Consider the following 12,493-nt stretch of genomic DNA (forward strand, 5'->3'; position numbering starts at 1 on the left):
ACGATGGACGTCTCCCGCCTCAAGGCCATCGACGTGCATACCCACGCCGAGGTCTCCGCGAACGGCGCCGCCTCACTGGACGAGGACCTGCACGCCGCCTCCAGCGCGTACTTCAAGGTGGAGGGGAACCGTAAGCCGACCCTGCCGGAGATCGCCCGTTACTACCGGGAGCGGGAGATGGCGGCCGTCGTCTTCCCGCTGGACGCGCAGGCGGCCACCGGCACCGAGCCCGTGCCGAACGAGGAGGTCGCGGAGGCCGCCGCCGAACACCCCGACGTCCTCCTGCCCTTCGCCTCCCTCGACCCCTTCCGCGGGAAGGCGGCGGTGCGCCAGGTACGGCGGCTGGTGGAGGAGTACGGGGTGCGGGGCTTCAAGTTCCACCCCAGCATCCAGGGGTTCTTCCCCGACGACCGCATGGCGTACGGGCTCTACGAGGAGATCGAGGCGGCGGGCGCCGTCGCGCTCTTCCACACCGGGCAGACCGGCATCGGCGCGGGCGTGCCCGGGGGCGCGGGAATCCGGCTGAAGTTCAGCAATCCGCTGCTCCTCGACGACGTCGCCGCCGACTTCCCGCACTTGAAGATCATCCTGGCGCATCCGTCCTTCCCCTGGCAGGACGAGGCGCTGGCGGTGGCCACCCACAAGCCGGGCGTGCACATCGACCTGTCCGGCTGGTCGCCGAAGTATTTCCCTCCGCAACTGGTCAAGTACGCCAACAGCCTGCTCAAGGACAAGGTCCTCTTCGGCTCCGACTACCCGGTGCTCACCCCGGACAGGTGGCTGGCCGACTTCGCGAAGCTCGACATCAAGGACGAGGTCCGCCCCAAGATCCTGAAGGAGAACGCGGCGCGCCTGCTGGGACTCGACGGCGCCTGAACCCGGTCACCCCCGACTCCGACCGCGTCCGAAGGAGCCACGTTCATGCGCAACGAGGGCATCGGTTCATGGCCCGCACGCCGGGCCCGCAAGACGCCGCACCGCACCGCCCTGATCCACCACCCGGACCCCGCCGTCCCCGGCGGCGACCCCGGGGAGCCCGTCTCCTCCACGTACGCCGAACTGCACGACCGCACCGCGCGGTTGGCCCTCTCCCTCAGCGAGCGCGGGATACGCCGCGGTGACCGGGTCGCCTATCTCGGGCCCAACCACCCCGCGTACCTCGAAACCCTCTTCGCCGCCGGCCTGCTCGGCGCGGTCTTCGTCCCGCTCAACACCCGGCTCTCCGGGCCCGAACTCGCCTATCAACTGGACGACTCGGGCGCACGGCTCCTCGTGCACGCCCCCGCGCACCGGGATCTGGTGGACGGCTTGGAGACCGTGTACGGGGCCCCGTACCGCGTCGAACTCGGCCCGGCGTACGAGGAGTTGGTGGCCGGACCGCCGCCGCAGGATGGGGAGCTGGACGAACCCGTCACCGGCGACGACCACTGCCTCATCATGTACACCTCGGGCACCACGGGCCGCCCCAAGGGCGCGGTGCTCACGCACGCCAACCTCACCTGGAACGCGGTCAACGTGCTGGTCGACACCGACCTCACGGCCGGCGAGGTGGCCCTGGCCTCCGCGCCGCTCTTCCACACCGCGGGCCTCAACATGCTCACCCTGCCGGTCCTGCTCAAGGGCGGCACCTGCGTGCTCACCGAGTCCTTCGCGCCCGGCGCCACGCTGGAACTGATCGAACGGCACCGGATCAGCTTCGTGTTCGGCGTGCCCACGATGTACGAGATGATCGCGCGCCAACCCCGCTGGGAGAGCGCCGACCTGTCCTCGCTGCGCCTCCTGAGCTGCGGCGGGGCGCCCGTACCCGAGGGCCTGATCCGCGCATACCAGCGGCGCGGGCTGACCTTCCTGCAGGGGTACGGGATGACCGAGGCCGCGCCCGGCGTGCTCTTCCTCGACGCCGAGCACTCCGTCAGCAAGGCGGGCTCGGCCGGGGTGCCGCACTTCTTCAGCGACGTACGGGTGGTCCGCGAAGGGCTCACCCCTGCCGCACCCGGCGAGACCGGCGAAGTGCTGGTGCGCGGCCCCCATGTGATGCCCGGCTACTGGGGGCTGCCGGACGCCACGGCGGCGGCCTTCACCGAGGGCTGGCTGCGTACGGGCGACGCGGCGCGCACCGACGCGGACGGCTATGTGACCCTCGTCGACCGCCTCAAGGACATGATCATCTCCGGCGGCGAGAACATCTACCCCGCCGAGGTGGAGGCCGCCGTGCTCGGGCTGCCGGGCGTCGCGGAGTGCGCCGTGATCGGGGTGCCGGACGCGCGGTGGGGGCAGGTGGCGCGCGCTGTCGTGGTGCCGGAGGAGGGCGCGGCGCCGGACGCGGAGGTGCTGCTGTCCTCGCTCGCCGGGCGGCTCGCCAAGTACAAGATCCCCAAGTCGGTCGTCTTCGCGGACGCGCTGCCGCGCACGGCCTCGGGCAAGCTCCGCAAGCCGCTGCTGCGCGAGCGCTACGGGACGCCCTGACCAGGGCCCCTCTCCCTCAACTCCCCTTCGTACGAACGGAGAACGCACACCCATGAGCACCTCCACGCACACCACCGTCGTCGACGGCCTCGACGCTCTGCGCGGGCTCGCCGGGAAGGACCTGGGCGCCGGGGAGTGGCTGACCGTCGGCCAGGAGCGGATCGACACCTTCGCTGACGCGACAGGCGACCACCAGTGGATCCACACCGATCCGGCGCGAGCCGCGGAGGGCCCCTTCGGCGGGACGATCGCGCACGGGTACCTGACGCTCTCCCTCTTCATCCCGCTCTTCACGGACCTGCTGGACGTGCGCGGCGTGACCACCAAGGTCAACTACGGCCTGGACAAGGTGCGTTTCCCCGCCCCGGTGCGGGCCGGTTCGCGCATCCGGCTCGCCGCGCGGCTGTCCTCCGTGGACGACGTGCCCGGCGGCGTGCAGATCGCGGTGGACGGCACGGTCGAGATCGAGGACGGCGAGAAGCCGGCGGCCGTCCTGCGCAGCCTCTCCCGCTTCTACGCCTGAGGCGGGGGTGCCGCGATGCCACAGCCCCCGCCCCACGAAGGGAGCCCCGACCCGATGACCGGAAGACCAACTCCCGGCCCCATACGACCACTTCGTGCCCCTCGCAAACGCACCGCCTCCGCCGCCCTCGCCGCCCTGCTCCTCATCGCGGGCGCCGGGACCGCCGGGTGCTCGCCGGCCTCCGCCGCGCAGCAGCGCACGGCCCGGCACCTCGACGGCACGCTGCGCTCCGGCGCCCGCTACGTCATCGACGTACCCGGGAAGTGGAACGGGACCGTGCTGCTGTTCAGCCACGGATACCGGCCCGAGGGGGCGGCGAACCCGGCGACCGACGCGCCGGACACGGCCGTTCGGGAGAAGCTGCTCAAGGAGGGGTACGCCCTCGCCGGGTCCTCGTACGCGCGCACCGGGTGGGCCGCCGAGCAGGCCGTACCGGATCAGCTGCGCACGCTCGACGCCTTCGCGCGGCGGGTCGGCGAGGCCCACCGCACCCTCGCCTGGGGCGAGTCGTACGGCGGGCTGGTCACCACGGCGCTGGCCGAGCGACATGCGGGGCGCATCGACGGTTCGCTGTCGCTGTGCGGGCTGGTGCAGGGCGGGGTCGCCAACTGGAACTCCACCCTGGACCCCGCGTACGCACTCACAACCCTCCTCGCGCCCCGCTCCGGAATCCGCCTCACCCGCTTCTCCTCCTCAGCGCAGGCCGCCTCCTCCGCCAAGAGGCTCGGCTCCGCCGTCGCCCGCGCGCAGAAGACCGCGCGGGGCCGCGCCCGCATCGCCCTCGCCGCCGCGCTGCACGGCATCCCGCGCTGGAACGACCCGAAACAGCCGCGCCCTTCGCCGGGCGACCACGCCCGCGCACAGGCCAACCAGTACGCGGCGGTGCGCTCGCTGGTGCAGGCCCCCGCCTTCGTCTGGCGGCAGGAGGCGGAGAGCCGCGCCGGCGGCAGCATGTCGGGCAACGCGGGCGTGGACTACACCGCGATGCTGCGCAGGTCAGACGACTACCGGGAGGTCAAGGCCCGCTACAAGGCGGCGGGCCTGAACCTCGGGGGCGATCTCGACACCCTGGCCCGGTCCCCGCGCCTCACGGCCGACCCCCAGGCCGAGCGCTACATGTCCCGCCACGTCTCCTTCACCGGACGGCTGAGCAAGCCGCAGCTCGACGTGCACACCACGGGCGACGGGCTGATCCCCGTACGGGCGGAGAGCGCCTACCGCGCCGCCGTCCGCTCGGCGGGCCGCGCCCCGCTGCTGCGCCAGGCGTACGTGGACAACGCGGGGCACTGCACCTTCTCCCCCGCCGAACAGCTCGCGGCCGTGCGCACCCTGGAGGCGCGCCTGGACACGGGGCGCTGGGGCGACACCTCGCCGCGCGCCCTCAACTCCCGTGCGCGCAGGGCCGATCCGAGGACGGCGGCGCGCTATGTGCGCTATGCGCCGGGGCCGTATCCGCGGCCGTACACGGTGCGGGAGTGAGCGCACCGCCGTTGCCCCGCCGTTTCCGCCCGACTCCTCCCGTTTACGGGATTCCGGGCGGACACTGGGGACATGGCGCACCCATCCGCTGGCCCCCGCGCCCGCCGCCCGCGCGGCGGAGGCAGGCGCGCGGCGCTGTTCACCGCCCTTCTCGCCCTCGTGGCACTGCTGGCCCTGGCCGCACCGGCACAGGCCGCCGGACCCTCCACCCCCGAGCAGATCGGCAAGGGGCTCCGCTCCACCCCCGTCTATGTCGACCCGGGCGCACGCGACCGGCTGAGCACCGCCGAGCAGCACGCCCTCGCCGAGGACATCGCCTCGCGCGGCCAGCCCGTCTACCTCGTGGTGCTGCCGCGCAGCGCGGCGTACCACAAGCAGACGATCCTCTCCGACATCCGCGAGGCCACCGGCCGCGCCGGGGTCTACGGGGTGCTGCTGGGCGACGACTTCGGCGCGGGTTCCGACCGCGCGCTGCTGCCGGGCGCCCGCGCGCAGTCGCTGGCGCGGGAGACCGAGCGGCAGGCGAGCACGGTGGACGCCGCGTCGCTGAAGGACTTCGCCGCGCGCGCGGCCACCGCGGTCGAGACGGGCGCCGACCAGGGCTCGGGCACCGTCGGCTCGGGCGGTCAGGGCTCCGGCGCCGCGGGGACGGTGCTGGGCGTGCTGGTGCTCGGCGGGCTGCTGCTCGCGGTGTTCTACGTCGCGCGCGGCGGACTCCGGGTGCGCAAGGAGGCGGCGGCCGACCTGGCGCGCGTGAAGGCCACCGTGGACGAGGACGTGACCTCGTACGGCGAGGAGCTGGAGCGGCTGGACTTCACCCCGTCGGCGCCCGGCGGCGCCTCGGCGGAGGAGGACGCCGCGATGGTGTCCGAGTACGAGGAGGCGCTGGACGCGTACGAGGAGGCCAAGTCCGCCATGGCGAAGGTGCGGTCGCCGCGCGATGTGCGGGCGGTCACCGGGGCGCTGGAGAGCGGCAGGTTCGCGCTGGCCACGCTGCGCGCACGCCGTGCCGGTGAACCGCTGCCCGAGCGCCGCGCGCCGTGCTTCTTCGACCCGCGGCACGGCCCCTCGGTCAAGGACCGCCAGTGGGCGCCGCCGGGCGGCGAGGTGCGCACCGTCCCGATCTGCGCGGCCGACGCGGCCCGCCTCGACGACGGCGAACCCCCGCTGGTCCGCGACGTCCCGACCGCCTACGGCCGCCGCCCCTACTGGGAGGCGGGCCCCGCGTACGCACCGTGGGCCGGCGGCTTCTTCGGCGGCTACGGCTCGGCCCTGCTGCCCGCCATGCTCGCCGGCACCCTCCTCGGCTCGTCCCTGCACACGGGCGCGGCCTGGGCGGCGGGCCCGAGCCTGGGCGGCGACGGCTTCGGCCTGGGCGGCCACGACTTCGGCGGCGGCTTCGGAGGGGGCGGCTTCGACGGAGGGGGCTTCGGGGGAGGCTTCTGAGCGGGAGCGGGCGCGCGCTGAACGGCCGCCGAGCTGCGGCGCGTCGTCCCCGACCTGGCCCCGGCCTGATGCCGGCCCGGCCCCGCCCTGATCCGAGCCCGCCCTAGAGCGACTTCGGTGACGGGGCCTTGTTGGGGGTGCGGGCTCTGGTGGTGGTGCGGGACTCGGCGCGTTCCACGCGGTGTTGGAGCGTCATCAGCCCCGTACCGCCCGGCAGCGCCAGCACCGCGCCGTCGTCGGAGCGCGCGCTGCCCGCGAGCCAGACGCCCTGCTCCATCGCGGGGTCCCAGCGGTACCAGCGCAGCGGGTCGCGGGCGGTGAACACCCGCGACCACTCGCCGAGTTCCGTCAGGAACTGCACGGCCACCCCGTTCGGGTCGCGCTCGGGCAGCCTGCGGGCGCCGCCGCGCGCCTTCCACGGGTGGGCGCGCAGTATCCGGCGGATGCGGCGCAGCCTGAGCAGCGCGTTGATGTACGCATAGAGCCCCGCGGGCACCACGATGCCGAAGAACACCGCCGGGACCACCCCCGCACCCGCGCTCCTGATCGTTCCGGCGTACACGCCGGTGAGGATCAGCGCCGCGCATCCGGCGGTCAGGAAGCAGAGCATCCGCAGCACCACCCGCCGCCGCGCACGGTGCCACGCGCGCCGCGTCCCCTCGTGCTCGAAGGCGCAAGTGCCGGACGGCACGGGGATGTTCTGCGTCATGGTGCCGCCGCTCCTGTCACCTGCCGGGACCGGGACCACGCGCGGCCCGGGGTCCCGAGGATCGTACGACACCCCCGCACAGCGGGGCCTTGTGCGGCCTCTCACCTGCGTACGGGCGGACGGCCGTGTGGAGAGGCGGCGGGGAAGCCCCCGGACCACGGGCGGCCCGGGGGACGGGGTGGCTACTCCCCTACAACGGTTTAGAAGTTAACAGACACGCCGGGGCCACCGTGAAACCCCTGTCTCACTCGTCCGACAGCTTCACATTCGGCACCCGCCACACCGCCACGGTGAACGCCAGCAGCAGCACCGCCGCCCCCGTCACGAAGACCACCTGCATCGCGCTCACGTACCCCTCCAGGAAGGGGCGCGCCAGGCGCGGATCGAGAGTGTGGAGGAAGGCCGAGTCCTCCATGTTGACCTGGCCGCCGGGACCGATCACGCCCTTCAGCGCCTCGGCGTTCTCAGGCCGTTGGGCCAGCGCGTGCAGCTCGGGCTCGCGGAGTGCCGGGGTCAGGCGCTCGGCGATCCGGGAGCCCGCGAGGGAGAAGAGGATGGAGAGGAAGGCGGCGGCGCCGACCGTTCCGCCGTTGGAGCGGAAGAAGTTGACCGAGGCGGTGGCCGCTCCCATGTCGCCGCGCGGCACCTCGGACTGGGCGAGCGTGGTCATGGTCTGCATGGACGCGCCGAGCCCCGCGCCCATGAAGAGCATGCCGATCGCGACGTGCCACAGCGGGCTGTCGGCGCGCAGGGTCGCGTACACCAGCATCGCCGCGGTGAAGCAGCCGGTGCCGAAGACCAGATGGACCTTGAAGCTGCCCGTACGGGAGATGAGCCGGCCGACGGTCAGCGTGACCGCGACGTTCGCCGCCATGGTCGGCAGCATGGCCAGCCCTGCGCCCATCGGGCTCATGCCCTGCACGAGCTGGAGGTAGAGGGGCAGGGTCGTCATCGCGCCGAACATGCCGATGCCGACGGTGAAGTGCAGCGCCGTGCCGAGCCGGAAGCTGCGTATCCGGAACAGCCGCAGCGGCAGCAGGGCCGCCTCCCCCATCCGCCGCTCGACCCGCAGGAAGACCACGAGACCCGCAGCGCCGACCGCGTACATGCACAGCGCGAGCGGCGAGGTCCAGCCCCAGTTGCGGCCCTGTTCCGCCACGGTGAGCAGCGGGACGACGCCGACGGCCAGGGCCATCGCGCCGCCGTAGTCCAGGCGGTGGCGTACGGGGGTGTGCGGGACCCGGCGCAGGACGCGCGCGATCACCGCCATGGTGAGCGCGGCGAGCGGCACGTTGACGAGGAAGATCCACCGCCAGCCGTCCAGGCCGAGCAGCGTCTCGCGCCCGGCGAGAATGCCGCCGACGAGCGGGCCCACGATGCTGGAGCCGGCGAAGACGGCCATGAAGTAGCCCTGGTAGCGGCCGCGTTCGCGGGGCGAGGTGATGTCCGCGATCACCGTCATGGCGAGCGACATGAGCCCGCCGCCGCCAAGGCCCTGCACCGCGCGGAACGCGGCGAGCTGGTGGATCGACCCCGCGAAGCCGCACAGCAGCGACCCGGCGGCGAACAGCACGATCGCGACCAGGTAGATGCGGCGGCGCCCGTAGATGTCGGAGAGCTTCCCGTACAGCGGGGTCGCGATGGTGGCGGTGACCAGGTACGCGGTGGTGACCCACGCCTGCGCGGTCAGCCCGTGCAGGTCGTCGGCGATGGTGCGCAGGGCCGCTGAGATCACGGTCTGGTCGAGCGCGCCGAGAAACATGCCGAGCATCAGCCCGGACAGGACGACGACCACCTCGCGGTGCGAGAGGCGCACGGGCGGGCCGCCCGTGGCGGATGCTCCACTGTCTGAGGCTGGGCCGCCTTCGGGACGGGGGGCCGTCTCGGGGGCCTGGGAGGACGTCACGTGCGGCTTCCTTGGGTGGTCGGGGCGTGGCGGCGCGGACCGCCGGGCCCGGCGCGCGGCCGGACCCGGCGGGTCGCCCGGGGCGTCGCTGCTCGCCCCGGGCGGTGCTTCGCGGGCTTCCTGGGCGTTACTTCGCGAGCTTCTCCAGGTCGGGGACCGCGTTCTCGATCTCGGGCAGGGCCAGCATGGCGAGCCGGGCGCGGCGCGCGGTGGCCGCCACGTCGCGGTCGGCGAGCAGTTCGCGCGCCGCCTTGGCCGTGCCCTCGGGAGTGGTCTCGGTGACCTCGCGGCCCAGGCCCAGATCCTGCACCCGCTTGGCGTTCACCGGCTGGTCGCCGAACTGCGGCAGCACCGCCAGCGGCGTGGCCGTGCGCATCGATTCGCGGATGCTGTTGAAGCCGCCGTGGGTGAGGAACAGGTCCGTCGACTCCAGCAGCAGCGGCTGCGCCAGCCGCTCGGTGAGGTGGACGTGCGGGGGCAGCCCCTCGCCGTCCACGGGCAGCCCGCCGGTGGCCACGATGACGTTGCACTCCTCCAGCAGCGCGGCGGCGCCCACCACGGTGCGCAGCGTCTCGACCGGGTCGGGCATCGGGAAGGGCATCTGCGCCGCACCCTCGCCCTCCTCTTCCTGCCTCTTGTGCAGCATCGGCAGGGCGGTGCCCAGCGCCGCGAACACCAGCGGCCTGTCGGTGGGCAGGTCGGCGACCCAGCGGGGCAGCGCGGCCGTGCGGTCCACGTTCACGGTCTGCCGGTACGCCAGCGAGCCCGGCAGCTTCTCGGCGAAGGAGAACTCCGGGGGCACGTAGTCCACCCGCCCGTGCGCCGCCAGCGACAGCGGGTCCTCCTGCTCGGGCAGTCCGAACTCGGTGCGCAGCGCGTTCAGTCCCGGCAGCAGCAGCTCGGGGTTCATGACGTTGCTCGCGCCCGAGGGCGTGGGCAACTGCGGTATGCCGCGCTGCTCGGAGAAGAGGACCGCGCTCAGGTCCATGCCGTCGCGCAGGATCAGGTCGGGGCGCAGCTCCTCCACCACAGGACCCAGCGCCTCGTGCAGAAACCGGGCCATCGGGCCCGAGAGCGCCCGCGACATGACCTGCATCATGACCTCGCGCTGCTCCTCGGGGCCCGCGTCCTTCATGGACTCGACGAGCTCGGGCGCGGCCTCCATGAAGGTGCCGGGATGGAGCTCGGGCAGAACGGTGCGCACGGTCACGTCGTCGTGCTGGAAGACCTCGGCGAGCCCCGGCGTGGTGGCCACATGGACCTCGTGCCCGGCCCCGGCCAGCGCGCGGAGCAGGGGGAGTTGGGCGCGCCCGTGCGAAGGGCTGCCGAGGGTGGTGCACAGAACCCGCATCAGGGGGCCTTTCTGTTCGGTCCGGGGCGCACCGCTGGTCGAACGGTGCGCCGGTACGGACGGTGGGGTGGTGCGGTCTCGTACGGGCCGGTGGTGCTGAGTCGTACGGGGCCGGTGGTGCTGTGTCGTACGCGGCCGCTGGTGCTGAGTCGTACGCGGCCGGCCGTGCTGTTCCGTGCACGGCCGGCGGCACGTCGTACGGGCTGCCGTGGCTCAGGGCGTCAGCGCCGGCGTGCGGCCGATGCCCTGCCAGTGCAGCCCGGCGCGCTCCAGGCGCGCGGGGTCCAGGAAGTTGCGGAAGTCGTAGACGTGGCCGCCTTCCAGTCGTGCGGCCAGCTCCTCCCAGTCCAGGTCGTGGAAGTGCGGCCACTCGGTGAGCACCAGGCAGGCCGCGGCTCCCTTCGCCGCCTCCTCCGGGGTCTCCGCGAGGGTGAGCAGGTCGCTCAGGTCGGGGCGGGTCTCGCACAGCGCGGGGTCGTACGCGGTCAGTTCGGCGCCGCGCTCGCGCAGTGCGCGGGCGATGGCCAGCGCCGGGGAGTCCCGCAGGTCGGAGGTCCCGGCCTTGAAGGCGAGGCCGAACAGGGCCAGCCGCACGCCCTCCAGCGAGCCCTCGCCGCCTGGGCCGCCCGCGCCGCCGCGCCCGCAGCCCGCCACGACGCGCTCCACAAGCTGCCGCTGGTGCTCCACGTTGGTCTCGATCGTGGCGCGCAGCAGCGGGAACTCGACCCCGGCCTGCTCGCAGACGCTCAGCAGCGCGTGGGTGTCCTTGGGCAGGCAGGAGCCGCCCCAGCCGGGGCCCGGCTGGAGGAAGGCGCCGCCGATGCGCGGGTCGTGCCCGATGCCCGCCGTCACGTCGCCGATGTCCGCGGAGAAGCGCTCGCACACGGAGGCCAGGTTGTTGGCGAAGGAGAGCTTCATCGCGAGGAAGAAGTTCGCGGCGTACTTGGTCAGTTCGGCGCTCGCCGCGTCGGTGAGCACCAGCGGGGCGCCGAGGTCCGCGTACAGGCCGGCCACCCGCTGCGCCGCCTCACGGTCGGCCGAGCCGACCACGACGCGGTCGGGGTGCAGGAAGTCGTGCACCGCGCGGCCCTCGCGCAGGAACTCCGGGTTGCTCACCACGGCCACGTCCTCGCGCGCGAGCAGCGCGGCGACCCGCTCCGAAGTACCCACAGGGACGGTCGACTTGTTGACCACCGCACACCCCTGCGGCAGCACCGTGCGGACCTCGGCGGCGACCGCCTCGACGGCGGCCAGGTCGGCGGCGCCGCCCGCGCCCATCGGGGTGGGCAGGCACAGGAAGACGACCTCGGCCTCGGCGACGGCCGACGGGGTGTCCCCGGTGAACTCCAGGCGGCCCGACTCCGCGCCGTCCCGTACGAGTTCGGACAGCCCGGGCTCCATGATGTCCACCTCGGCCCGGCGCAGCCTGCGCACCTTGTGCGGGTCGGCGTCGGCGCACACCACGCGGTGCCCGAGCGAGGCCAGACAGGCGCCGGTGGTCAGTCCGACGTAGCCGGTCCCGATGACGGCTATGTGTCTTTCACGCATGGTTGATCACCATCTTCTGCGGTGGGGGTGCGCCGGAGACGTACGGGAACGGAGCCCCGGCAGTCGTTCACATGATCGCCTTGCGTCACGAACATAAGCCATCGACGGTGGTGTTGGTCAACGATCGATGACAACGAGCGATGACTTCCGGACAGTCTCGGGAAACTGGACGATTGCCGTTTGAACGGCCAACCTGCGGCACAGGCGAGCCGGGCGACGGCCGTACGGGCCGCGGCGTGGCCGCAGCAGCGCGACAGGCAGGGGTACGACAGGTGAACGCATCGAGGGCAGAGGCAGCAGACGGGGCGAACGCGGCCGACGCGGCGCGCGCGGGGGCGCATTGCGCGGCCGGGGCCGCGGCGGGCGAAGGGGCGGGTGAGCCGGCCGGTGCCGCACCCGCCGCAGGGCCGCCGCGCGGTCCGCGCAAGCAGAGCGCGGCCGGCACCCGTTCTGCGCTGCTGGGCGCGGCGGCCCTGCGATTCGGCCGGTACGGCTACGACGGCGCGAGCATCCGCGACATCGCGCGGGACGCGGGCGTGGACGCGGCGCTGGTCTACCGCTACTTCGGCTCCAAGGAGGCGCTGTTCCGCAGCGTCTCGGAGGACAGCACAGCACTGTTCAAGCCGCTCCTGGAGACCCCGCTCGACGAAGTGGCGGGCTGGGTCTGCGACTTCGTCACCAGCGGCCCGCCGGACGAGGAGATACCCCACCCGGTCCTCACGGTGCTGCGCTCCTCCAGCCGCGAGGAGGCGCTGAGCCAGTTCCGCGACCACGTCGCCGAGGTCTTCTCGCACCGCTTCGCCGAACGCCTCGAGGGCCCCGACCGCGAGGTGCGCGCCGAGCTCGTCGCCGCGTGGATGCTCGGCGCCAGCCTGATGCGCAAGGCGTTCCGCACCCCCGCACTGGAAGCGGCCTCAGGAGCAACCCTCCACCACCACCTCCAGGCAGGAATGGCCAACCTCCTCAACGCCCCCAAGCAGGACGCCCACCGGGCTTGTTGCTGCTGCGGCGGGGAGGGTCCGCCGGAGTGACGCGTGCACCCGGCACGTAGGTTGTCGGGATGAC

At 73.3% G+C, this 12,493-nt stretch carries 10 protein-coding genes; 6 read left to right on the plus strand and 4 right to left on the minus strand.

What is annotated here, in order from left to right; all coding sequences use genetic code 11:
• Positions 1 to 3: 3 nt before the first annotated feature.
• The 5 genes from ABEE00_RS26640 to ABEE00_RS26660 all read left to right on the plus strand — a co-directional run bounded on the left by ABEE00_RS26640 (position 4) and on the right by ABEE00_RS26660 (position 5,914).
• Positions 4 to 876, plus strand: coding sequence for an amidohydrolase family protein (locus tag ABEE00_RS26640; protein WP_345748372.1), 873 nt, complete (start codon positions 4 to 6; stop codon positions 874 to 876).
• A gap of 45 nt (positions 877 to 921) precedes the next feature.
• Positions 922 to 2,466 carry an acyl-CoA synthetase gene (locus ABEE00_RS26645; RefSeq protein ID WP_345748217.1) on the plus strand — a complete coding sequence of 515 codons (1,545 nt, stop codon included), beginning with the start codon at positions 922 to 924 and terminating at the stop codon, positions 2,464 to 2,466.
• Between the two features lie 52 nt (positions 2,467 to 2,518).
• Entirely contained in the window at positions 2,519 to 2,989 is a 471-nt protein-coding gene (locus tag ABEE00_RS26650; protein ID WP_345748218.1) for a MaoC family dehydratase, read from the plus strand.
• A gap of 54 nt (positions 2,990 to 3,043) precedes the next feature.
• Entirely contained in the window at positions 3,044 to 4,468 is a 1,425-nt protein-coding gene (locus tag ABEE00_RS26655; protein WP_345748219.1) for an alpha/beta hydrolase, read from the plus strand.
• Between the two features lie 72 nt (positions 4,469 to 4,540).
• Complete coding sequence (locus tag ABEE00_RS26660; RefSeq protein WP_345748220.1) at positions 4,541 to 5,914, plus strand: hypothetical protein; 1,374 nt, start codon at positions 4,541 to 4,543, stop codon at positions 5,912 to 5,914.
• 103 nt (positions 5,915 to 6,017) lie between these two features.
• Here the strand turns inward: ABEE00_RS26660 and ABEE00_RS26665 are convergent, their stop codons facing one another.
• The 4 genes from ABEE00_RS26665 to ABEE00_RS26680 form a co-directional block, all read right to left on the minus strand.
• Positions 6,018 to 6,623 (minus strand): hypothetical protein, encoded by a 606-nt coding sequence (locus tag ABEE00_RS26665; RefSeq protein ID WP_345748221.1) that lies wholly within the window; start codon positions 6,621 to 6,623, stop codon positions 6,018 to 6,020.
• Positions 6,624 to 6,867: 244 nt separating this feature from the next.
• The gene (locus ABEE00_RS26670; protein ID WP_345748222.1) at positions 6,868 to 8,439 is read right to left on the minus strand and encodes an MDR family MFS transporter; all 1,572 of its coding nucleotides are present in this window, start codon (positions 8,437 to 8,439) and stop codon (positions 6,868 to 6,870) included.
• A gap of 217 nt (positions 8,440 to 8,656) precedes the next feature.
• Positions 8,657 to 9,880, minus strand: coding sequence for a glycosyltransferase (locus tag ABEE00_RS26675; RefSeq protein ID WP_345748223.1), 1,224 nt, complete (start codon positions 9,878 to 9,880; stop codon positions 8,657 to 8,659).
• Positions 9,881 to 10,093: 213 nt separating this feature from the next.
• Positions 10,094 to 11,428 carry a UDP-glucose dehydrogenase family protein gene (locus ABEE00_RS26680; RefSeq protein WP_345748224.1) on the minus strand — a complete coding sequence of 445 codons (1,335 nt, stop codon included), beginning with the start codon at positions 11,426 to 11,428 and terminating at the stop codon, positions 10,094 to 10,096.
• Between the two features lie 272 nt (positions 11,429 to 11,700).
• On the opposite strand from ABEE00_RS26680, the gene ABEE00_RS26685 reads away from it, so the two are divergent.
• Positions 11,701 to 12,459, plus strand: a complete 759-nt coding sequence (locus ABEE00_RS26685; protein WP_345748225.1) for a TetR/AcrR family transcriptional regulator — start codon at positions 11,701 to 11,703, stop codon at positions 12,457 to 12,459.
• Positions 12,460 to 12,493 lie beyond the last annotated feature (34 nt).

Origin of the sequence: Streptomyces odontomachicola (assembly GCF_039605595.1) — a bacterium.
In the GTDB taxonomy this organism is placed as follows: domain Bacteria; phylum Actinomycetota; class Actinomycetes; order Streptomycetales; family Streptomycetaceae; genus Streptomyces.